Genomic DNA, 21,025 nt, shown 5'->3' on the forward strand with positions numbered 1-21,025 from the left:
CGCTATTTCGCGGCGATCACACGGTACTCAACAGCCAGGGGCTTGCTGAGCTTGACGCTGGCACCATCGGCTTCCGGCAGAAAACTGCTGCAAGCGCCGGGCGCAGCGGGGGCTGGCATCGCGCTGACTGCATACACCTCCCAATTTCCGGTGGCGTTCTCGCCGTGGAATGCATAGCTGCCCAGCCCGTAGCTTTTCACTTCCGGCACGCCCGTGCTGTAGTAGCTGTTGTATGGAACAGCGAGTGCGGAAATGGTCCCGGAGGGGGATTTGACAAAGATGCCAACGCTGCCGACACAGATGGAGCCGCTCAGTCTCAGCTGCAGGGCATCCACCTTGTCATTGCCGCCGACCGTGAACTGCCCCAGCTTCTGGACCGAACCGTACTTGAGTTGTGCGCTATCCGCGAATGCCTTGGTGAAGCCGCCAATTTCCAGGGTTGCCGGCTTGAAGGCGCTGTATGCCTTCGCCAGCCTGACGGCGGCCGCGGCATCCGCCAGGCCGAAGCCGTACCAGTTCGAGTAGTAGTTGCCCGCGGCATTCTTTTGCCAGCCCAGATCCAGCCGCGCAGTCTGGCTGCCATCGACGAGGCTGGCATCTTCACTGGCGGTAAATGTTCCCTGCCTCAGGTCAACCCGGAGATTCCGGTTGTCGCGCGAGCCATAATTCGGATCGATTCTCCTGGCGGTCACGCGAAGAATCTCGCGGACGTCTCGCCACGTCAGGTTCGGATTTGCCGCCAGCATCAGCGAAACCACCCCCGAGATGGTCGGGGTGGCGGCCGAGGTGCCATTCATGCTGGAATAGTCGCAGTTCGGGTTATCTTTCCTGTTGGTCGCGGTGCCGCCAATGGTGAATGCATTGGCTAGTTCCAGGTAGTTGCGGCTATATCCTTTCGCGCAACTGGTAAGGTCGGTGGAGTAGATCGTCGGCCCGGAGCCGCCTTCTCCGTACTGCCCCTTGTCTCCACCTTCACCGCCGAGCCCGGTGATCCAGTTGACCGCCCCGGCGTTGGAGTAACTCGATTTGATGCCCCTGGCGTTGGCCGCGCCCACCAGGATGACGCCAGGCTCAAGCGCTTCCGTGTCATTGGCGGGATTTTCGCAACTGAGGACGCCGCTTATCTCGTCGATATCGGGGCAAGATCTGGGTGTGTCGCCCCGGATGGTGTGGTACTCATTGCCTGATGCCTTCACCATGACCAGGCCCTTGCCGCTTCTCAGGTTCGGGAAGGCCCGGATGACGGCACCGGTCCCGGTTGCGGTGTCGTACTCGTCCGGCACCTCTGGATTCCCGCCATATGAGGCATTGATGATATGGGCATTCCGGGACCAGTCGGCGCCGCCGTAGGCCTGCAGGATGTCGGCACCCGCGGTGCCGATGAAGCGCGCGCCGCCCAGGGTGGCGCGGGGCGCGATGCCAATCACGCCCTTGCCGTTCTGCGCCGCGCTGATGATGCCGGCGACATGGGTGCCATGCGCGTCCGCGATGTTCATCGGGATATCGGCGGGCGTGGGGTTGTTGGTGCCGTCGTCAAAGTTGTAAGTCATCGACTTGTTCACATTGGCGACCAGGTCCTCATTGTTGATATCGACGCCATCGTCGAGAACCAGGACATTGACGCCCTGGCCCTTGATGCCCGCGGCATGCGCTTCTTCCACATTGAGGTCGGTGACGCCATCAGCGGTATCCGAGAATGACTTGAAGTAGCTGGTGGCCTGCCTGAGCGCCCATTGGTAGATGTACAGCGGCTCCGTGACCCCGGTCTGACAGGCGAATTTCGCATCGACGCCGGTTTCGGTACAGCTTGACGCCAGGGGTGCGGGCGCGGGCGCGGGCGCGGGCGTGGGCGCGGCGGGCGTCTGGGCGCTCGTAGCCGCGGTCTCCGGGTTGTCGCCCCCGCACGCCGTGAGCGCGGCGGCCGCCAGAAGCGTCAGCGATATTAGTTTCGTTCTACTTTTCAGCATGAGATTACCCGCTCTAAAAATTGAGTTTTCACTACGCCATGACTGGTGCCGGGCGAATACCGCAGGAACTGCATGGTGTCGGCCAGCCGCGGCGATGCGATTGCGCGGACGCTGCCCGCCGCCATGCGGCGCTTTGGACAAACACCGAAGACGCGACTGGGCTGGCGCATGGAATTGCGCCGGACACAAACCGCGCTGCCTGGTTGCTATCGAGGGCCTTTTGGAATGGCCTGGTCGTGCGCGGCCCGCTGGTGGCAAGCGTGTCGTGCCCGCCATCGAAGGTCGCTTGCCAGTCAGGTCCGGGGCCGCGCTCTTTCTCTAGAGGGCTGGCGCGTACCTCGAACCGGCGCCAATTTTTGCAGAGTTATCGTTTCGGCACTTGACGCTGCGTCTCACAAAAACTGACGTTTCGTCTCACGTTGGGGGGGTATCGCGGGCGGCATAGCAGTGCAGGCGGCATGCGTTGCGGGCGCTGGCAGGCAGGCAGCGCCGGCACGGGACCCGGCGGGGCATGCGCGAGAGGTGCGCTCCGCCCCTGTCCGCTATTTCAGGAAGGGAGCTTGCGAGGTATGGCGATAGGTTGATGCAGGTAAAGCCGGAGGTGCGCCGGATCACCCGCCGCTGGCATCGAGCGATCGGGCAACCCGAAAGCCAAGGTCATCGATGGCAAATGTGGGATGACTGCGACGGCGATTCGTGGCAAGGCAACCCCTCTCGGCATCGGACCAGCCGCCGCCGCGAAACACGCGATACGAACCATAGACCTCCGGATCGTATTGATCGGCGCACCACTCCCAGACGTTGCCCAGCGTGTCGTAAAGCCCCCAGTCATTGGGCTGTTTCCGGCCGACCTCTTGCGTGTGGCCTCCGGCGTTTTCTCCATACCAGGCTATATCGCCGAGTTCGCCGTATCGCGGGCCATTTGTTCCGGCGCGGCAGGCGTATTCCCATTCAGCTTCGTTCGGCAGGCGATAGCCGTTACTGCCGGGAACAGGCGAGGCTTCCGTTCCATCTTCATGGATTTTGTAATAGTCCGGGAGACCGGAAGTTCTTGAGAGGAGGTTGCAGAACCGGACGGCATCAATCCATGATACGTTCTCTACCGGACATTGCGCGGCGGCATGTGCCGATGGCCATTGTCCGGTTGCCGTGGCATATTGCGCCTGGGTGACGGGATATCGGCCGATCGCAAAGCGCTGCAGTGCGACGCACCATTGGCGGCCTGTTCTGTCGTCCCTCAGCGCAATCGTTCCCGCGGGAACTTGTACCATTTGCATATCGGGCGTTTCAGGATGATGTTCCATTTTCTCCATAACAATGAAAGCTGCCTGCGGCGACAAATACCGCGGGACGTAGTTTCTCACAGCACCTCCTGGCACGTCCCGCAAACGCCGGTCCAGCGCCTTGCCGGACTGACTGAATTTATTGCACTTCTCTATCCCGAATATCATGCAACAAAAGCCAAAAGGGCAAAGCCCGCTGAACCGACATATCGCAGCAGGTTCGATCGTATTCGCAACGCTAATGGCAGGTTGCGCCGCCCAGCCACCCGTGAGCGCCGTGCCCAATCCAGGCCCGCAAGGCAGCCGCGGTACGCCAGAGGGCTGCCAGGCCGACAAGCTTGCCGATGACGCGCTGATCGGCAGGAGCGAGGCCGATGCCGTCGCCCTGCTCAAGGGCTGTGCCTGGCGATTTGGCGAGCGCGAAGGCCAGCATCTGCCCGGCACCATGGACTACAACCCCCAGCGTCGCACGCTGGACGTCAAGGACGGCAAGGTGACCGCGGTACGCCGGGGGTGATCGGTCAGGCAGGACTGCGGCAGTGTAGTTTCCCGGCGGCCCGTAAGGCGGACGCCGCAAGCCGTCGTTTCGCGGCCCAGGTTTCGTAGCCCAATCCAACAGTGTCATCGCCGATGCGTATCGAACAAGCCCGATCAGACGACGTGCAGGCGGTTGCTTCAGTATTGCAAGAGGCAGCGCAGTGGCTTGCCAACACAGGCCGGCCACTATGGATGCCTTCCGACGTGAGCGTCGAGCGTGTGCTTCGTGATACCGCGGCAGGGAACTTCTATGCCGCGCGCGACGGCGATGACATCATCGGCGTCATGCGGTTCGAGCTGGAAGACCCGTTCTATTGGCCGGAGGTCGAGCCCGGTACATCCACCTTCGTGCACCTGGCGGTTCGCCGCTCGTGGGCGAAGCAGGGTGTTTCCACCGCGCTGCTAGCTTTCGCCCGAGAGCGCGCACGTAGTCTTGGGCGCCTGCATCTCCGGCTGGATTGTGTCGCTGACAGGCTGGCGCTGCGAACGCTCTACGAGCGTTTCGGCTTTGCGCTGCACAGCTGCGTGCAGAAAGGCGCAGGGTCCGTTGCCCGTTACGAACTGGCGGTCACGGACTGAATGGACTGCCGTCCTTCAGCGTCGGCAGCAGTCATCCGGTCTCCCGGCATCCGCTTCCCGGTCATTCGCGTCCCGCGAGCTCGATGTGGTAGACCAGGCGCTGGATGAAGGTCTGCTGGCCGGGGCCGAGGGAGACAAAGGTGCAGCCAATGTGATGCATGGCGCGCTGGTCACTCCACACCAGACCATGCCCGACCACCTGCAGGTCGAACTCCAGTTCGCCCTGGTTGCGAAAGTCCAGCCTGCATTTCTGCAAGATCGTGCCTGCCGGAAACGGGTCGGTATTCGCGAGCCTGGTGCGAAGGCCGACACCGGAGAGCGAGAGGTCGGCAATGTCCAGCTTCAGAACCTCGTCATCGGGCGTGCGCAGCTCGCAACGATAGCCCATGGCGGCGTCCGGGCGTGCGCGGGGGTGGCGGCGGCGTTCAAAATGGTAGAGCTGGGCCGGGAAGGCCGCGGCGCAGGCCATGCCGCCCTGATACCTGATGGGGTAGGGTCTTTTGATGACGAAGCGGATCTTGACATCGCGCAGCACCGCGGAGACGGCAATCTCGTCCGATGTCAGCAACAAATCCCGCTCTGCTTCCGTGCGGCATCCGTCGAAGATGAAGGTACAGCCTACGGGGTCAACCTTCAGCAATGTGGTGGCAATCCTGTAGCCGTCGCGCGTCCGCAGCCTGACAACGCACTTCAGCCAGGCAAGATCGAGCAGCACGGCACTGATCTGCATGGGAAGGGTGAGCCGATGGCGGGCATCGGGCGGGAAACCGTCTGGCGCTTGCGTGCTAGCGGTCTGGCGCTTGGCATTGGCGGGTTCGAGGCTCACGGGATCCTTCAACAAAATGAAAATCGAGGAGGGCTGCGTCTCGATTCCAGCGGCGCTATGTTCAGATGTGCGGGCAGCCCGGCGGTGGCGACGGGACGTTACCCGAGGAAGAATAACGGCAGAAAGCGGCGAGACTTTAGCCCGAGGAGCCGCGCGGCATCTGGACCTAGGCGTTTTCGAACGGATTGGTGAGCTTTGAGGCTGGCGCCTTTTACGAACAAGCCCCATCGTTAGGGCACGCAGCATCAGTGCATTTATCGGGAATTGAAAGCGGGGGAATGAAACGCGGGAGTGGAAAGCGCCACGTTACCCCTGACGCCTTCCCTCCCGCCTAACCGCTTCACACCCTACTGCATCGTCTTCAGATCGCCGATCCGGATCAGCATTTCCGTGAACATCTGCATGTCCAGGTCGAGGTCGGAGACTTCCTTGTACTCCTTGGCATTGTGCGCGGTGTACTTCTTGCCGGGCATGGCCGGGCCGAAGTTGATGGCGTTCGGCATCAGCTTGGCCGTGGTGCTGCCGGCGGTGGGCACGGGTTTGGATTCGAGCCCCGTGGTATCGCCGAAGATATTGAGCAGGGTGGCCAGCCACGCGCCCTTGGGGTCGCGCGCCATCCAGTCGCCTTGCTCGTGGCTGATCGTCACCTTCTCGTGGTTGGCGCCGGCCCAGGCGTTGATCTTGTCGGCCACCGCCCTGGACAGCGCCTGCGGCGTGTTGCCGCGCGGCATGCGCACGTTGGCGGTGACTTCCAACTGGCCGTCCTTCTCACGGACCAGGTTGGGCGACATCGTGAGCGGCCCCATGAAATCGTCCTTGTAGGCCACGCCCATTTTCTCGCCCAGGTAGCCGGTGCCGTACAGGTCGTTGAGGTACTTTGCCGCCCTGGCGTAGTGGTTGTCGGCCAGCGCGATCCCGGATTCCTGCAGGAACAGCGTCAGGCGGGGCAGGGGGTTCACGCCTTCCTCGGGGCGCGAGCCATGGGCGGAAGTACCGGTGACCTTGACCTCCACGCTGTCGGCGCCCTGGCTGATATCGATCGTGAACTTGCCCTGCGCCGCGTACTTTCCGATAAAGCCGGCGCGCGCCGCTTCAAGCCGCGCACGGGCCGCGCCAAGGTCGCCGCCCTTGAGCTGCGCGCTGGCGGTCTGCGGCACGGCGTTGGCGGCCGCCGCGCCGCTCATGGCGACGATGGCGGTGGTCTTGCCATCGGTGGCCTGCACGGGGAAGAACACCTTCAGGCTGCCCGATCCCTTCTCGGCCACAACGGCGGGGTATTTGCTGTCGAGCACGATGTTGTACTCGGGCAGCGAGGTGTGCTCGCGGTAGTATTTCATGCCGTCGCCGCCGGTTTCCTCGGTGGTCTCGATCATCAGGCGGATGGTGCGGTCGAGCTTCAGGCCGCTCTCCTTCACGGTCTTCATCGCGTACAGCACCGTGGCGATCGAGCCCTTGTCATCGATGGTGCCGCGGCCGTAGAGAAAGTCGCCAACGCGCGTGACCTTGAACGGGTCGAGCCTGGTGCCGTCGTCCAGCACCCATTCGTCCGCCACCACGGGCACCACGTCGGCGTGGGTCAGCAAGCCGAATTCTTCCTTGCCCCGGCCCGGCAGCGTGACCTCGAACACGCGATTGTCCACGTTGCGGAAGGTCAGGCCGAAGTCCTTGGCCATGCCTTCCACCAGCTTGCCGAACGAGACGATGGCGGGGTTCTCGTGCTGGGGAATCTTGTCGTCGCGCACGGTGCGCAAGGCCACCATGCGCTCGATGGCGGCGATCACGGCCCGCTGGTTGTGGAGCCGGTTGTACACGCCGAGCAGGCGGCCGATATTGGTCAGGTCGTCGCCGCTCAGCACGGCCTGCTTGCGATACGCGGCGACACTGCCCGCCAGCTTGGGATTGGCCCTGACCGCTTCATCCAGGAAAGCGTTGAAATTCGCCGGCGGCTTCGCCTGCGCGGCCGCGACGAGGGTGTCGAGGTCGGGCTTCTTGAGCGTGTCGGCGATGGCTGGCTGGCCCAGGGCCAGCGAGAGGAGGGCGAGCGAGGCGAGCAGCGTCGGGTGTTTCATGGGCAGGGATCCCAAAAACCGGAGATGTTCGCATGAGTCGGCCACTTTCGCACGCTTAATGACTCTTTGTTGGTACATCCAGTAACGCCAACGTCATATTCCCCCTCTACTATCGGCGGCGCACCGCGAACCCGTGCGCACCGAAATCCCCCGGTTCGCCGGCTTCGCATAGACGAGAGGATCCCCACGCATGTCGTACCTTACCGATAAGGCCCGCGCGCCGCGCCGTGATGCCGAAGGCGTAGTCACTGTTCCGGGCCAGATGCTCGAAGACATCGTTGCCGCCAATCCGGCGCGCCGCACCGTGCTGCGCGGTGGCCTGAGCATGTCGCTGCTGTCCGTATTCGGCACGAGCGGCCTGCTTGCTGCATGCGGCGGCGGCGACGACGCGGCGGCAACGCCGTCCCCCGCTCCGGCACCCGCGCCGGCACCGGTACCCACGCCAGTGCAGCCGCTGGACTACAAGATCGGTTTTGCGCCGGTGGCGGACAAGGTGACAGCGGACACCGTGACGTTGCCGGCCAACTACGCCTACGACGTCTTGTTCTCGGCCGGCGATCCGGTCGTCGCCGGTGCGCCGGGGTACAGCGGATCCTTCCAGACGTCGGCCGAGACCGAGTTGCAAGCCGGAGGCAACCACGACGGCATGCACTTCTTCCCGTTGCCGGGCGTCGACCCGCAGCAAGGCGGCCTGCTGGCGATCAACCACGAGACGCTCGACGCGGCCATCCTGTTCCCCGGCGGCACCTACAATGCCGCGACCGCAACGGCCGAACAGAAGAAGATCGCCCTGTCCTCGGTCGGCGTGTCGGTCATCGAAATCGCGCTGTCCGGCGGCAAGTGGCAGGTCAAGAAGGGTTCCGCCTACAACAAGCGCTATACGGGCAACACGGTGTACAAGGTCAGCGGCCCCGCCGCGGGCGCCGTGGGCGCCACCGTGGTCGGCACGCTCAACAATTGCTCGAGCGGCCATACGCCCTGGGGTACTTACCTGACGTGCGAGGAGACCACCGACAACTACCTGGACCCGACCCAGCCGGAAATCGGCTACGGCTGGGTGGTGGAGATCGATCCGCTGAACCAGCTCGCCGCGCCGACCAAGCGCACCGCGATGGGCCGCTTCGACCACGAGAACACCGCGTTCATGACCGGCGCCGGCAATCGCGTCGCGTTCTACATGGGCGACGACAGCACGCCGGGCTGCATCTACAAGTTCGTTCCCTCGAAATCCTTTGACCCGAACGACCGCAAGGCCAATTTCAACCTGCTCGACGAGGGCACGCTGTATGTCGCCAAATTCAATGCCGACGGCGGCGGCCAATGGATCGAACTGACCCAGGGCAAGAACAACCTGCTGGCCGGCGCGACCGATCCGGGCAATACCACGCAAGGCCCGCAGACGCCGGTGGTTGTCAATTTCACCACGCAGGCCGATGTGCTGGTCAACACCAAGGCTGCCGCGCGCGTGGCTGGCGGCACGCTGATGGACCGGCCGGAGTGGATCACGGTAGGGCCGGACAAGACCCTGTTCTGCACGCTGACCAACAACGGTGGCCGCAAGGTGCCCGATGCGGCCAACCCCCGCATGAATAACTCGCATGGGCACATCATCCGATGGAAGGAAGCCGGCGATTCCCCGCTGGCCACGAGCTTCACCTGGGAGATCTTCCTGCTGGCGGGAGACCCCTCCATCGCCGCGTATAACCTGAAGGGCACGATCAACGGCAACACCTTCTCCAGCCCGGACGGCATCCGCGTGGATCCCAAAGGCCGCCTGTGGGTGCAGACCGATGCCGGCACCGGCGCGAGCACCACCAACATCTTCGGTGCCAACTCCATGCACTACGTCGACCAGGACACCCGCGAGTGCAAGCGTTTCCTGGTCGGCCCGCACGGATGCGAGATCACCGGCATTGCCTACACGCCGGACCTGACCACGTTCTTTATCAACATCCAGCATCCCAACGACAAATGGCCGGACGCCAGCAAGCCTGCCAGGTCTTCGACCATCGTGGTCCGCCACAAGGACGGCAAGCCGATCGGCGCGTAGGGACGGCTGCGCAGATCCGTGCCGGCCTTGCCGGCACGCCGAGCCGCAGCCTCAAGGTTGCGGCTCTTTCGCTTCACGATGCGACCTCGTTTTGCGATCTCACTTCCGTTCAATCACCACCTCAAGATACTCGCTGGGCAGCACCAGCGTCCCATCCCCCGAGCGGTTCCGGCTGCCTATCAACGCCAGCAAATCCTGCTCAAAGGCAGCCTGTTTTTCAGCGTCGAGCGCAGCGAACGCCTTGTTGATCGGCCCATAGTAGGTACGGAAGATCTCAAGAAAATGCGCCGGCGAGTGGTAGCGGAAGGTGAACTCGCGGGTAGCCGTGTGGATCGCGCGCGCGGTGTCGCCGAAGAGGGTATCGAGCGCTGCAGTCGTGCCCCACAACGCCGGCGATTTGACGCCCGGCGCGGGCGGAATGTACTTGCCGAGCGTCTTGAACACCTGCCCGATGAAGCTCTCGGGCGTCCAGTTGGCCAGTCCGATCTTGCCGCGGGGTTTGCAGACGCGGGCAAGCTCGCTCGCGGCCTGCTCCTGGTTGGGGGTGAACATCACGCCAAAGGTGGACATCACCACGTCGAACGACGCGTCGGGAAACGGCAGGTTTTCGGCGTCCGCTTCCTGGAATTTGATCGTATGGCCTTCGGCCTGCGCGCGCACGCGGCCGGCTTCCAGCAGCGCGGGCACATAGTCGGTGGAGGTGACTTCGCACCAGCGGCGCGCGGCCGCCAGCGTGGCATTGCCGTTGCCGGCGGCGACGTCGAGCACGCGCGCGCCGGAGCGCAGGTCGAGCGCCTCGCACAGGTTCTCGCCGACGATCTGCAGCGTGGTGCCCACGACCGCGTAGTTGCCAGCGGACCAGGCGGCTTGCTGGCGGGTCTTGACCGCGGCGAGATCGATGACGGGGGCGGGATTGGAAAGGACTGCGGACATGGCAGTTCTCCTTATGGTCTTGCGATTGGGATTTAGGGAACCTGGGCTTACCGTGCCGGGCGCGTTACTCCGCCATGCCGACGCCGGAGCCGCCCATTTCCTTGGGGACGTCTTTCATTTTCGGCAAGCCGTCCTGCATGCGCAGGTGCGTTTCCTGATAGTTCACGTGAATGCCAGGCCGGAAGGGAAAGCCGGGAATGACCGCGGCATACACGTCGGTGAGTCCCATGCCGGGATGCTCGGTGAAGATGTGGCCTCCGCACGTCTTGCACCATTTGCGATAGCTGTGCGGCGTCTTGTTGTACGTGCCGATACTGCCCGCGCCCTGTGGCGGGCTCGCCGCTGACCGTGAGCCGCACCGCACCGCAAAAGCAGGCGCCCTCATGGGTTTCTCATCGCTCATATCGCGTCTCCTGGATGGATTGCACTCGTCCTGCCGGTGCGGGGTTGCCCGGTGGGTTCCATGCGAAAGCCCTCCAGACAGGTGTTGTCGCGGATGGGTGTGGGTGTAGTATCTCCACGTTGCCTGTCTCGATGAATGCTCAGGCGTCCAGCGTTCTTGCGCGGGACGCCGGAATTGACGGACCCAATTGACGGACCCTGTTCATGGATGCCGTTTCCGACGTACTTCGCGTTGTCCGCCTGAGCGGTGCGGTCTATCTCAACGGAGAATTCACCGCGCCTTGGTGCGTGCTTGGCGAAGCGGATGCGGCGCTGTGCGAAGCCTTCCTGCCGCGCTCCGAGCGTGTTGTGTCGTTCCACCTGATCACCGAAGGGAGCTGCTGGGCACGACTCGCGGACGATCCCATGTCGGCCATTCATCTCACTGCCGGCGAACTGCTGGTGGTGCCACAAGGCGCGTCGCACATCATGGCCAGCGTGCTCGACCTGTCCCCGGTGCAGGTGGGGCCCCTGCTGGCCACGCAGCTGGAGACGGCCCCACGCCAGGTGATGCGGCTGTCATACGGCGGCGGTGGAACCGGCACGCGTCTCGTGTGCGGATTCCTGGCTTGCAATGACCTCTTGAACAATCCCCTGATTTCCGCGCTGCCGCGCATCTTCAAGGTCGATATGCGCAACGATCCGCGCTCCGCCTGGCTGGATTCTTCACTCCAGTTCGCGACGGCCGAGGCGGCGGACTGGCGGGCCGGCAGCGAGATCGTCCTTGCCAGGTTGTCGGAACTGCTCTTTGTCGAAGCGGTGCGCCGCTGTATCGACGGATTGCCGGCGGACAAGAAGGGATGGCTTGCCGGCGTGCGCGACCGCTTCGTCGGACGGGCGTTATCGATGATGCACGCGCAACCCGCCCGTGACTGGACCGTGGATGAGCTCGCGCGCAGCGCGGGGCTGTCACGCTCGGCGCTGGCGCAGCGTTTCACCGACCTGCTGGGACAACCGCCGATGCAGTATCTGGCGCACTGGCGCCTGCAGATCGCGGCGCAGGAACTCCTCACCGGGGGCAAGTCGGTTGCCGCGGTGGCGGAGCACGTCGGCTATGAGTCGGAAGCGGCTTTCAACCGAGCGTTCAAGCGCGAATTCGGCCAGCCGCCGGCAGGCTGGCGACGGTGCCGCGCGAAGGGCGCGGCGCTGGCAACGGTGGAAGCGCCGGCGGGAATGGCATAGCTGCGGATAGCACGGGCCGCACGGACAACACACAATCCGAACGCCTGTTCGCGCAGCCGCCGGTGCTGCTGCGCGAACTGCCGGACCTCGGTAGAATCGCTCACGGCGTCGCACGCGAGAAGCGCGGCCCTTGTTTGCCCCATGCAGGTGCAAAAAACCCGCGCTCGACGTGCAGCACCCCTGCATGTCCGCACGGAACCAAGGAATAAGACCAAATGAGCGATGCGAGTTTAACCCCCCCGGCCGAGAGCAAGCCTGTGCTCGAATACCCATGCGGAGACGCGCCGGCACCGGGCACCGTGCGGGAAATCGTGCCGGGCGTGCTGTGGATCCGCATGCCGATGCCATTCGCGCTGAGCCATATCAACCTCTGGGCGGTGCGCGACGGCGCGGGCTGGGCGGGGGTGGACGCGGGATTGCAAACCAGCGAGACCGCCGCCGCCTGGCGCGATCTCTTCGCGCAGGGCGGGGCGCTGGCGGACGGGCTGACCCGGCTGTTCGTCACGCACATGCACCCGGACCATATCGGCATGGCGGGCTGGCTGACCCGCAAGTTCGGCTGCCGCCTGTGGATGACTCGGCTGGAATACCTGAACTGCCGCGTGCTCGCCGCGGACACGGGGCGCGCGGCGCCGGAGGATGGCGTGCGCTTCTATCGCCGCGCGGGCTGGGACGACAACGCCATCGAGGCATACCGCGTGCGCTTCGGTGGCTTCGGCAAGTACGTCCATGCCTTGCCCGATAGCTACCGGCGCTTGCGCGACGGCGAGAACCTGGCGATTGGCGATCACCAGTGGCGGGTTGTCGTCGGCAACGGCCACTCGCCCGAACACGCCTGCCTCTATAGCGAGACACTGAAGATCCTGATCAGCGGCGACCAGATCCTGCCGCGCATCTCCTCCAATGTGTCGGTATTCCCCACCGAGCCCGACGCGGACCCGATGGGCGACTGGCTTGCCTCGCTCGCCAAGCTGCGCCGGGAAGTCCCGGACGATGTGCTGGTGCTGCCGGCGCACAACGAGCCTTTCCGCGGCCTGCATGCGCGCATCGATTACCTGGAGCGCAGCCAGCGCCAGGCGCTCGACCGGCTGCACCAGGCGCTGTCCGAGCCAAAGCGCGCGGTGGATGTCTTCGCCGAGCTATTCTCCCGCCCCATCGGCGGGGAGCCCGGATTGCTGGGTATGGCGACTGGCGAGAGCATTGCCCACCTGAACTACCTCGTGCATCGGGAAGAGGCCGTGATGGAAGTGGGCCCGGACGGCATCGCGCGATATCGCAGGGCTTGAGTCTGGCGGCGGTGTTTGGCGGCAGTCAGATCCAGGCGTCGTTGACCGCCGTCCGCGTACCACCCTCGCCGCCGGTATTCACCACGCCCCGGGGTTCGATCAGCAGCAGTTTCACCTCCGTTTCGGCAAAGGGCTTGTGCTCGACGCCCCTGGGTACCACGAACATCTCGCCCGCCGACAGCCGTACCTGTCCATCGCGGAAATCGATGCGCAGTTGCCCTTCCAGCACGATGAATGTCTCATCGCTATCGGCATGGCTGTGCCAGATGAAATCGCCCTCGATCCTGACCAGCTTGAACTGGTAGTTGTTCATCTCGGCGATCACCTTCGGCGTCCACTGCTCGTGGATCAGGTCCAGTTTCTGCGCGAAATTCAGGCTCTGGTACTTACCGGGGGCGCTTGCCTGATCGTTGTCCATGGTGTTGCTCTCCTTGCCTTGTCATGAGGGCTCACCTTAGCAAGGCAGACGGCCGGCATCTTGTACGATCGTGCAAGCCTCAGCGAGCCGCGGGCGCGGCCACGCCCTGCATGTTCATCCAACGCGCAGGCGACAGGCCGTAGGCCTTGCCGAAATGGCGCGTCATATGGCTCTGGTCCGTGAAACCCGCGGCCAGGGCGGCATCGGCCAGCGACTGGCCCCGCACCAGCAGCGACCGGACCTGGTCGAGCCGGCGCATGGTCAGGTAGCGGTACGGGCTGGTGCCATATAGCAAGCGGAAATCGCGCGACAGGCTCCAGCGGTCTCGTCCGCTGTGCGCTTCCAGTTCGCCCAGCGTGACCGTGCGGTGCAGCGCGCCGTGGATAAATTCGCGCGCCCGCTCGGCTGCCTGGTAGTCGTAGCCCTGGCGGCGGGCAGGCGCGCCGGATACCGCTTCCAGCGCATGCGCGAGATCGAACAAGGCGTCGTCTTCCTCCAGCGGATCGATTGGGCTGTCCATGCCCTGGAGCAGGATCCCGGTTGCTGCGTGCAGCCGCGGGTCCCTGGACATGCCATCCTTGATGAACGGGAGCGGCTTGCCGCCCAGCACCTGCTGGATCAGCGCCGGTTCGATATACATGATCCGGTACTTGAAGCCAGCGTCCGAGCCGGCCTCGCCGTCATGGGGTTCATCGGGATGCAGCACGACGGTCCCGCCGGGCAGGCTGTTGCGCTGCCCGCCCCGATACTGGAAGCGCTGCACGCCGGAGAGCGTGCGCCCGATGGCGTAGGTATCGTGGCGATGCATATCGTAGCCGTGCCCCGAGAAGAACGCTTCGATGCGCTCCAGTCGGCCCTGCTGCGGCGCGCGAAGCACCCAGTCCCTGGGGGTGTCCCATACGCATGTCGGTTCATCCCTCGCAGTTGCCCTGGCGCTGGCATCCCGGCGGGATCACCAGGCGGGCACCTTGGGCAGATGCCAATCTTGCCACACCGCCAGCAGCCGCAGGGCGAAGGACCCGGCACCGCCCGCCAGCGCCGCCACGGTCGGTGGGAGGCCGATGACCCGGGCCGCTGACGCATGCGGCGTTCGCGGTTTTGTGCAGGCCGCCGGTGCGCGATTGCCGCTCAGGTACCCAGGTTCAAGCCGAAGTTCACCTTGAACAGGATCAGGATCCCGAACACGGCGAACAGCGCCGCGGCGACGAAGCGCATCTTGCTCAGCGGGATAATGCGGGTCAGGCGTTCGCCCAGCAGGACCGCGGGCACATTGGCCGCCATCATGCCGAGCGTGGTACCGACCACGACCATGCTCAGGTTCGCGTACTGCGCGCCCAGCGCGATGGTGGCGAACTGGGTCTTGTCGCCCATTTCGGCGAGGAAGAAGGCCACCACGGTGGTGGCGAAGGCGCCGGCCCGCTTGCCGTTTTTCCCTTCGTCGTCGAGCTTGTCGGGGATCAGGGCCCAGGCGGCGAATCCGAGGAAGGCAATGCCCAGCACCCAGCGCGTCACATCCGGGCTGACGTGCGAGGCAGCCCAGTCGCCCAGCGCGGCGGCAAAGAGGTGGTTGAAGATGGTTGCGACGAAAATGCCCGCAATGATGCTCCACTGCTTGCCGGGAAACCGGGACGCCAGGAGAAAGGACAGGAGCTGAGTCTTGTCGCCCATTTCCGCCAGGGCGACCATGCCGAATGAAGCAATGAGTGCTTCCATGAGATATCCAAAGGGGCTGGCAACACACGAACCAATGACTTCGCTGCCCAGTGCCAGCCCCAGCTGGTGGACAGAAAAGTCAAAGGTCTCGCAGAGCCAATCAGGCTGCCGGCGCCATGGTTTTTTGTACCAAGTATGTTGACGTCGGCTCCTCCAGGGGGACTGGAGGCTAGCTACTCCCCTAAGACGGCGCAGATGTTACCACAAGCCTGCGCTGGCGAGGATCGGGTGCCCCGGCGGTCCAGGGCCGGAGCATCAAATTCTCGGCAGTGGCGTGAGCTGGAGTAACTCGAATAGGTAGTCAGGATTCCAGCCCGCGACCTTGCGACGTGCGGCCAGGCTACGCTTTTTCTTGTCGGATTCGGGCCGCATGCGCAGCAAATTCAAGGTAATGCGGCGCAAGGTGGCGAAATTGGCCGTTGCATTGCGCAAGCGCACGGTGCTGGCGTCCTCGCGGAGGGTCACGTCCAGGCAATGATGCAAGCCGTTCTCGATGGCCCAGTGCATGCGACTCGCCTCAAGTAAGAGCTTGGCATCAGGTGCGGCGGAACTGATCAGGTACTGCGTCTGCACGCTCACTTGGCCGCCGATGTCGCGCGTGCGCTCAATGCGCACCAAGCTCTTTAGCTTGGGCCAGCGATCCAGTTCGCTGAGATAGTCCGGCGCCGCTACTGCGACGCAGTGGCGGCTTTCAAGGCGACCGTGTCCTTTATCCAGCGTCTCAAAGATCGATGGCTTCATGTGCGCCCAATCGTGAGCTTTGCCGATGCGCATATAGTCTTCAACGGCTTGAGCCAGGCTGGGTTGGTTGTCCTTGGCGACCAGCAGATAGTCGCCGCCGCGCTCAGTGATCTCCTGCGCGATGGCCACCTGGGTGCCGATCGCATCGATGGTCACCAGGCTACCCTTAAGGGAGAGGACCGGCAGCAGGGCTTCAATGGCGGTGATCTCGTTGGTCTTTTCCTCGCAACGCTGCTGCGCCAGCACCAGGCCACTCAGGCTCGCGTAGGCTGTCACGCTATGCAAGGCACGCACGCCCTTGGCACTCGAGCCCGAGCCACGCACACTCTTGCCGTCGATCGCGATGATCGTGTGTAGATCCGGACAAACCTGACCCACCCAACTCAGCAGGCAGGCATCCAGTTGTTTCGGATCGAGCACCTCAAAGACACGTCGAATGGTGTCGTGCCCGGGAATGCCATGCGGCAATTCCAGGTATTGCCGAAGCCTCACTTCATGAGCAATACCCCATTCCTCCATCTCGTCCCACCCCTGTGCGCCGGCCAGCACCGAGAACAGCGCAATCGACAGGATGTCGATCAACTTGTGCCAGGTTCGGCCTACGACGCGAGGATCTTCTATTTCCGACAGCAGGATGATCAGTTGTTTGCCGGGGCTCATTAGCTCGCCTCTGAATCAGAAAAATCAGAGTAAACCCCTTCCGCCCCCAATTTACAACCCGTTGCGATAACTCATTGCTTGTTAACGAGTTTTGATGCTCCGGCCCTGCCCGGCGGTCAAAGCGCCTTGGTCATGAACACGAGCCTTGCGCCCTTTGACGCACAGCCTTGCCGCGAACAATACTATAGGGCTTTGGGGCGCCCAGGCTCCATTCATGCCAGACCATGCCGACCTACGATGACCCAGCCCGATATCCATGACCACGCCTCCCTGATCAGTGCCTTCCGGCGCGGTCATCGCCCGACCTACCTGTTTTTCTGGGGCCACAGCGCCAGGCCGGGGGCCGCGGTGGGCAAGGAGTGCCTGTCGCAGTGGTGGCCCGCGCGGTTCAGCGTGGATGGCCAGGTGTTCGCCAGCGCGGAGCACTTCATGATGGCCGGCAAGGCGCGCTTGTTCGGCGACGAGCCTGCCGTGGCGCGGATACTGGCCGCGCCTTCGCCCGCCGCGGCCAAGCGCCTTGGCCGCGAGGTGCGGGGCTTTGACGAAGGGCGCTGGAATGCCGCGTGCCAGGCGCTGGTGACGCAGGGCAATATCGAGAAATTCCGCCAGAATCCGGACCTCGCCGGCTACCTGCTCGGCACCGGGCGGCGCGTGCTGGTGGAGGCCAGCCCGGTGGATCGCATCTGGGGCATCGGGCTGGCCGCTGACGATCCGCGTGCGGCCAATCCCGATCAGTGGCGCGGGCCCAACCTGCTCGGATTCGCGCTGATGGCTGCGCGCGAGGCGCTAGGTGATGGCGCAGCGCGTTAGTGCGGGGCAAAGGTGCGGAGTCATCCGCCCCTTTGCCCCGGTCCGGGTCAGTCCTCGGCGACGAAGCCGGTAGCCTCCACGATCGGCTTCCAGGCAGCGCGCTCCAGCTGGATGCGGTGCCGCGCTTCTTGTCCCGGCCCGGCAGCCACTTCCAGCCCCAGGGCCTCCAGCTTGGCCGCGGTAGCGGCATTGGCCGAGGCGGCAATGAACATCTTCTCCACCCTGGCGACCACATCCGCTTGCGTGCCGGCCGGCAGGAAGGCGCCGTACCAGCTGGTCGCGTATTCGAACTGGATGAAGCCCTGTTCCTTCAGCGTGGGCACTTCCGGCAAGGCCTTGGCGCGCCGCGTGCCGCTCACCCCCAGGAACTGCAGCTTGCCGCCCTTGTACAACGGCATCATGCTGGCGACGGCATCCCAGCCGATCGACACCGTACCGCTGATCACGTCCACCAGCATCGGAGACGCGCCACGGTAGGCGGCGGGCGTAATGGGAATGCCGAGCTTCTTGCCCAAGGCCACCGCGCCGAGGTGGCCGGCGCTGCCGATGGTCGCCAGGCCCAGGCTGGCGCTGCCGGGATTGCGCCTGGCCCACTCGACGTATTCCTTCATGTTCTTGTACGGCTGCTGGACACCGGCGGCAATCACGGTGGGCACGTCGGTCAGCACGGCGGCCGGTACCAGGTCCTTGTCCGCGTCATATCCCAGCTTCTTGTAGGTCAGCGGGAAGATGGTGAACAGTGGCGAGGGGCCGATGAAGATGGTCTTGCCATCGGGCCTGGAGCGCTTGACGTAGTCGAGCGCCAGGCGCGCCGACGCGCCGGGTTTGTTCTCGACGATGACGGTGCCGTGCCCATCCTGGCGCAGTTGTTCGGCGTAGATCCGGGCCAGGCTGTCGGCCGCGCCGCCGGGCGCGTAGCCGACGATGATATGCATCGGGGCCGCCGCATCTTCCGCCGCGGAGGCCGGCCGGGGCAGGGCGAGGACAGCAACGGCACATGCCGGAAGCGCCAGGGCGTTGATCACAAAATTGCGGCGGAAAGCGTGGGTCATGGCGGGTGCGGTTTCAATCGATGAAAAAACGAGGCGCGGCGTGTTATAGCTGCGGCCACTGGCCCAGCAGCCCGTGCGCGGCTTCGAACAGCGCGGACACGCGGAGCAGCTCGGCGTCGCCGCGGAACTGTCCCACCAGCTGGAAGCCGATCGGCAGCCCGTCGCTGCCGAAGCCGCAGGGCAGGCTGATGGCGGGATGGCCGGTCATGTTGAACGGCATCGTCCACGGGAACCAGTACGCGCGCACGTTCTCGAGCGCCTGGCCGTCGATGTCGATGGTGCCGAACAGGTCTTGTCCGATGGGTAGCGCCGTGCGTGTGAGCGTGGGCATGGCGAGGAGGTCGCCGCGCTGCAGCAGCGCCTGCACGCGCAGGAACAGTTTCGAGCGATCGAACATCGCCTGCTGGTACTCCACGCCGCTGACCTGCGAGGCGGAGGCCACCTGCTTCAGGAACGTGGCGCTGAGCTGGTCGCCGTGCTCCGCCGCGATGGCGGCAAAGCGCGCGCGCCAGACCGTATGGTTGATCGCGCGCCAGATGGGTTCCACGTCAAAGCCCTCGCCGGAGAAGGCTTCCAGTTCCGCGCCTAGCCCGGCCAGTTTCGACAGGCTCGCCTCGAATGCCCGCGCAACCTCCGCCGATACCGGCCGTCCCGGCGGCGCCAGGCAGTAAAGAATCCGGCGGCCGCGCAAATCCCCTTGCGGTCGGGCGGCGCCGGCATAGTCCGGCTTCGGCACGCCGATCGACCACGGATCGCAGGCATCTTCGCCGGCCATGACCTGCATCATCAGCCCGGTGTCCGCGACCGTGCGCGTGGTGGGCGTGACATAGGTCTGGTTGCCGAAGAGGTCCTGCGCCTGGCTGTGCGGGATCACGCCATTGCTCTGCTTGATGCCGACCACGCCGTTGCACGCCGCCGGAATGCGCGTGGAGCCGCCGCCGTCGGTGGCGACCGCGAGCGGCGCGATGCCGCTGGCCACGGCAACCGCCGCGCCGCCGCTGGATCCGCCGCTGGTGCGCTCGCGGCTCCATGCATTGCGCGTGCGGCCGAACAGGGGCGAATCGGTCAGGCATTTGGAGCCGAACTCGGGCGTGGTGGTCTTGCCGATCAGGATGGCGCCCTGCTCGCGCAGGCGCGCGATGGCCACCGCATCCTGGTCGGGCATGTTGTCCCGGTAAGGGACCACGCCAAACGTGGTACGCACGCCCCTGGTGTTGACGAGGTCCTTCGCGGTGAACGGGATCCCGTGCAGCAGCCCCAGCGGCTTGCCCGCCATGACCGCCTGCTCCGCCTCGCGGGCCGCGGTCATGGCTTCATCGGTGCATAGCGTGATGAAGCAGTTCAGTTCGGGCTGCAGCCGGGCGGCACGGTCGAGCACGGCCTGCGTGAGCTCGACCGGCGATATTTCCTTGCGGGCGATGCGGCCTTGGAGTTCGGTGGCGGAAAGAAAGCAAAGCGCATCGCTCATTGGCGGGCGTCTCCAGAAACGTCTCAGGTGGCCTGGACGCCACGCCATGCTCTGCATGGCTTTGGTTTTTGGATCCAGAATCCAGTGTTTGAGGCTATAGTAGACCCGTGGGCAGCCCTTGTAAACTGCGCCAACCTGTCTGGATCACCCGGCGCGGAGATGTGCCGAAATACGCGGAAATGCGCTGCGCCAAGAGGGGGCAAATGTCGGAAATGTCGGAAACATTCGAGTGGCAAGGCCGGGTGCGGCTGGTCGAGGAAGTCGCGCAGGTGCTGCGCCAGCGCATCTACCGGGGCGTCTACCCGCCGGGCAAGCCGCTGCGGCAGGTCGAGATTTCGGAGGACCTGAAGATCAGCCGCACGCCACTGCGGGAAGCCCTGCGCATTCTCGAACGGGAAGGCCTGGTCAGCGCAGAAACCGCGCGCGGCGTCACCGTGGTCAGCGCGGATTTCCGGCAGTTGATGGATGCCTATGAACTGCGCGAGGTGATCGACGGCCTCGCCGCTCGCCTGGCGGCGTCACGCGCGAGCGAACTGGCCGGCGCGCCTTTGCGCGCCATCATCGAAACCCAGCAGGGGAGTCTCGAGCCCTGGCTGCCCGAGGTCTATACGGCGGCCAATGTCGAGTTCCATACGGCCATCATCGGCCTGGCAGCGAACGAATACCTGGCGAGGCAGGTACCCATCGTGCATATGACGTCGCAGGTGTTCGCGCCACGGATCCTGTTTGCGCGGGACCGCGCGCTGGCCGCCATCGGTGAGCACGAGCAGATCGTCGCCGCCATTGAGCGCGGGGATGCCGGCCAGGCGGAGCATCTGGCCCGCTTGCATATCCGGAATTCCATGGCGCGGCTCAAGGCCCTCGCGCAGATGGCAACGGATGATGCGTCGGTCATCGCCGAACCCTGAAATGTGGATCGGCGCGGCAACCGGCCCGGTTTATCGCTGCGGGCTCTCACCGGTTGGCGGCGTGTCCTGCCGCAGCGCGGGATGATTTCGGCTGACGCTTAT

At 64.6% G+C, this 21,025-nt stretch carries 19 protein-coding genes and 1 riboswitch; of the genes, 7 read left to right on the forward strand and 12 right to left on the reverse strand.

The annotated features are described in order from the left end of the window. Positions 1-2 precede the first annotated feature (2 nt). Both ACZY0R_RS11695 and ACZY0R_RS11700 read right to left on the reverse strand, forming a co-directional pair. Positions 3-2,243, reverse strand: coding sequence for a S8 family peptidase (locus tag ACZY0R_RS11695; RefSeq protein ID WP_488858502.1), 2,241 nt, complete (start codon positions 2,241-2,243; stop codon positions 3-5). Between the two features lie 335 nt (positions 2,244-2,578). Next, positions 2,579-3,271: a formylglycine-generating enzyme family protein gene (locus ACZY0R_RS11700; protein WP_488858503.1), complete on the reverse strand. Its 693-nt coding sequence runs from the start codon at positions 3,269-3,271 to the stop codon at positions 2,579-2,581. Between the two features lie 220 nt (positions 3,272-3,491). Between ACZY0R_RS11700 and ACZY0R_RS11705 the strand changes: the two genes are divergently transcribed. Continuing rightward, complete coding sequence (locus ACZY0R_RS11705) at positions 3,492-3,767, forward strand: hypothetical protein (protein WP_488858505.1); 276 nt, start codon at positions 3,492-3,494, stop codon at positions 3,765-3,767. A 113-nt stretch (positions 3,768-3,880) separates the two neighbouring features. After that, the gene (locus ACZY0R_RS11710; protein WP_488858506.1) at positions 3,881-4,366 is read left to right on the forward strand and encodes a GNAT family N-acetyltransferase; all 486 of its coding nucleotides are present in this window, start codon (positions 3,881-3,883) and stop codon (positions 4,364-4,366) included. Between the two features lie 61 nt (positions 4,367-4,427). Here ACZY0R_RS11710 and ACZY0R_RS11715 read toward each other — a convergent pair whose 3' ends face one another. Together ACZY0R_RS11715 and ACZY0R_RS11720 are read right to left on the reverse strand one after the other, a co-directional pair. Next, on the reverse strand, positions 4,428-5,192 hold the full coding sequence (locus ACZY0R_RS11715; RefSeq protein WP_488858508.1) for a flagellar brake protein: 765 nt from the start codon (positions 5,190-5,192) through the stop codon (positions 4,428-4,430). 347 nt (positions 5,193-5,539) lie between these two features. Then, a complete protein-coding gene (locus tag ACZY0R_RS11720) occupies positions 5,540-7,261 on the reverse strand; it encodes a dipeptidase (RefSeq protein WP_488858509.1) in 1,722 nt (573 codons plus the stop codon). A 190-nt stretch (positions 7,262-7,451) separates the two neighbouring features. Here ACZY0R_RS11720 and ACZY0R_RS11725 point away from each other — a divergent pair, with 190 nt between their 5' ends. Next, positions 7,452-9,311 carry a PhoX family protein gene (locus ACZY0R_RS11725; RefSeq protein WP_488858511.1) on the forward strand — a complete coding sequence of 620 codons (1,860 nt, stop codon included), beginning with the start codon at positions 7,452-7,454 and terminating at the stop codon, positions 9,309-9,311. 99 nt (positions 9,312-9,410) lie between these two features. Here the strand turns inward: ACZY0R_RS11725 and ACZY0R_RS11730 are convergent, their stop codons facing one another. Further along, the gene (locus ACZY0R_RS11730) at positions 9,411-10,244 is read right to left on the reverse strand and encodes a class I SAM-dependent methyltransferase (RefSeq protein ID WP_488858512.1); all 834 of its coding nucleotides are present in this window, start codon (positions 10,242-10,244) and stop codon (positions 9,411-9,413) included. 64 nt (positions 10,245-10,308) lie between these two features. Beyond that, positions 10,309-10,647, reverse strand: a complete 339-nt coding sequence (locus ACZY0R_RS11735; RefSeq protein WP_488858513.1) for a GFA family protein — start codon at positions 10,645-10,647, stop codon at positions 10,309-10,311. 203 nt (positions 10,648-10,850) lie between these two features. Here ACZY0R_RS11735 and ACZY0R_RS11740 point away from each other — a divergent pair, with 203 nt between their 5' ends. Beyond that, on the forward strand, positions 10,851-11,867 hold the full coding sequence (locus tag ACZY0R_RS11740; protein ID WP_488858514.1) for an AraC family transcriptional regulator: 1,017 nt from the start codon (positions 10,851-10,853) through the stop codon (positions 11,865-11,867). Between the two features lie 215 nt (positions 11,868-12,082). Continuing rightward, positions 12,083-13,153 carry an MBL fold metallo-hydrolase gene (locus tag ACZY0R_RS11745; RefSeq protein WP_488858515.1) on the forward strand — a complete coding sequence of 357 codons (1,071 nt, stop codon included), beginning with the start codon at positions 12,083-12,085 and terminating at the stop codon, positions 13,151-13,153. A 25-nt stretch (positions 13,154-13,178) separates the two neighbouring features. Here the strand turns inward: ACZY0R_RS11745 and ACZY0R_RS11750 are convergent, their stop codons facing one another. The 4 genes from ACZY0R_RS11750 to ACZY0R_RS11765 form a co-directional block, all read right to left on the reverse strand. Further along, positions 13,179-13,571, reverse strand: coding sequence for a cupin domain-containing protein (locus tag ACZY0R_RS11750; RefSeq protein ID WP_488858516.1), 393 nt, complete (start codon positions 13,569-13,571; stop codon positions 13,179-13,181). Positions 13,572-13,650: 79 nt separating this feature from the next. Beyond that, complete coding sequence (locus tag ACZY0R_RS11755) at positions 13,651-14,448, reverse strand: AraC family transcriptional regulator (RefSeq protein ID WP_488858518.1); 798 nt, start codon at positions 14,446-14,448, stop codon at positions 13,651-13,653. A gap of 251 nt (positions 14,449-14,699) precedes the next feature. Then, positions 14,700-15,284, reverse strand: a complete 585-nt coding sequence (locus ACZY0R_RS11760) for a TMEM165/GDT1 family protein (protein WP_045242154.1) — start codon at positions 15,282-15,284, stop codon at positions 14,700-14,702. A 5-nt stretch (positions 15,285-15,289) separates the two neighbouring features. Continuing rightward, positions 15,290-15,483, reverse strand: a riboswitch (yybP-ykoY riboswitch). Positions 15,484-15,539: 56 nt separating this feature from the next. After that, positions 15,540-16,685 carry an ISAs1 family transposase gene (locus ACZY0R_RS11765; protein ID WP_488858520.1) on the reverse strand — a complete coding sequence of 382 codons (1,146 nt, stop codon included), beginning with the start codon at positions 16,683-16,685 and terminating at the stop codon, positions 15,540-15,542. Between the two features lie 237 nt (positions 16,686-16,922). On the opposite strand from ACZY0R_RS11765, the gene ybiA reads away from it, so the two are divergent. Then, a complete protein-coding gene (gene ybiA / locus ACZY0R_RS11770) occupies positions 16,923-17,495 on the forward strand; it encodes a riboflavin biosynthesis intermediates N-glycosidase (RefSeq protein WP_488858521.1) in 573 nt (190 codons plus the stop codon). A 47-nt stretch (positions 17,496-17,542) separates the two neighbouring features. On the opposite strand, the gene ACZY0R_RS11775 is transcribed toward ybiA, so the two are convergent. Then, complete coding sequence (locus ACZY0R_RS11775) at positions 17,543-18,547, reverse strand: tripartite tricarboxylate transporter substrate-binding protein (RefSeq protein ID WP_488858522.1); 1,005 nt, start codon at positions 18,545-18,547, stop codon at positions 17,543-17,545. A 43-nt stretch (positions 18,548-18,590) separates the two neighbouring features. Further along, positions 18,591-20,015, reverse strand: a complete 1,425-nt coding sequence (locus ACZY0R_RS11780) for an amidase (protein ID WP_488858523.1) — start codon at positions 20,013-20,015, stop codon at positions 18,591-18,593. Between the two features lie 212 nt (positions 20,016-20,227). Between ACZY0R_RS11780 and ACZY0R_RS11785 the strand changes: the two genes are divergently transcribed. Next, entirely contained in the window at positions 20,228-20,923 is a 696-nt protein-coding gene (locus tag ACZY0R_RS11785; protein ID WP_488858525.1) for a GntR family transcriptional regulator, read from the forward strand. The last annotated feature ends 102 nt before the right edge of the window (positions 20,924-21,025 follow it).

The sequence above is a fragment of the Cupriavidus sp. F041 genome (assembly GCF_057814235.1).

Coding starts and splice junctions, on each gene's coding strand:
- ACZY0R_RS11730 (WP_488858512.1), bottom strand. CDS start 10,244: ATGTCCGCAGTCCTTTCCAATCCCGCCCCCGTCATCGATCTCGCCGCG.
- ACZY0R_RS11740 (WP_488858514.1), top strand. CDS start 10,851: ATGGATGCCGTTTCCGACGTACTTCGCGTTGTCCGCCTGAGCGGTGCG.
- ACZY0R_RS11735 (WP_488858513.1), bottom strand. CDS start 10,647: ATGAGCGATGAGAAACCCATGAGGGCGCCTGCTTTTGCGGTGCGGTGC.
- ACZY0R_RS11725 (WP_488858511.1), top strand. CDS start 7,452: ATGTCGTACCTTACCGATAAGGCCCGCGCGCCGCGCCGTGATGCCGAA.
- ACZY0R_RS11695 (WP_488858502.1), bottom strand. CDS start 2,243: ATGGCGGGCACGACACGCTTGCCACCAGCGGGCCGCGCACGACCAGGC.
- ACZY0R_RS11705 (WP_488858505.1), top strand. CDS start 3,492: ATGGCAGGTTGCGCCGCCCAGCCACCCGTGAGCGCCGTGCCCAATCCA.
- ACZY0R_RS11720 (WP_488858509.1), bottom strand. CDS start 7,261: ATGAAACACCCGACGCTGCTCGCCTCGCTCGCCCTCCTCTCGCTGGCC.
- ACZY0R_RS11785 (WP_488858525.1), top strand. CDS start 20,228: ATGTCGGAAACATTCGAGTGGCAAGGCCGGGTGCGGCTGGTCGAGGAA.
- ACZY0R_RS11710 (WP_488858506.1), top strand. CDS start 3,881: ATGCGTATCGAACAAGCCCGATCAGACGACGTGCAGGCGGTTGCTTCA.
- ACZY0R_RS11745 (WP_488858515.1), top strand. CDS start 12,083: ATGAGCGATGCGAGTTTAACCCCCCCGGCCGAGAGCAAGCCTGTGCTC.
- ACZY0R_RS11760 (WP_045242154.1), bottom strand. CDS start 15,284: ATGGAAGCACTCATTGCTTCATTCGGCATGGTCGCCCTGGCGGAAATG.
- ACZY0R_RS11750 (WP_488858516.1), bottom strand. CDS start 13,571: ATGGACAACGATCAGGCAAGCGCCCCCGGTAAGTACCAGAGCCTGAAT.
- ACZY0R_RS11775 (WP_488858522.1), bottom strand. CDS start 18,547: ATGACCCACGCTTTCCGCCGCAATTTTGTGATCAACGCCCTGGCGCTT.
- ybiA (WP_488858521.1), top strand. CDS start 16,923: ATGACCCAGCCCGATATCCATGACCACGCCTCCCTGATCAGTGCCTTC.
- ACZY0R_RS11780 (WP_488858523.1), bottom strand. CDS start 20,015: ATGAGCGATGCGCTTTGCTTTCTTTCCGCCACCGAACTCCAAGGCCGC.
- ACZY0R_RS11765 (WP_488858520.1), bottom strand. CDS start 16,685: ATGAGCCCCGGCAAACAACTGATCATCCTGCTGTCGGAAATAGAAGAT.
- ACZY0R_RS11700 (WP_488858503.1), bottom strand. CDS start 3,271: ATGGAACATCATCCTGAAACGCCCGATATGCAAATGGTACAAGTTCCC.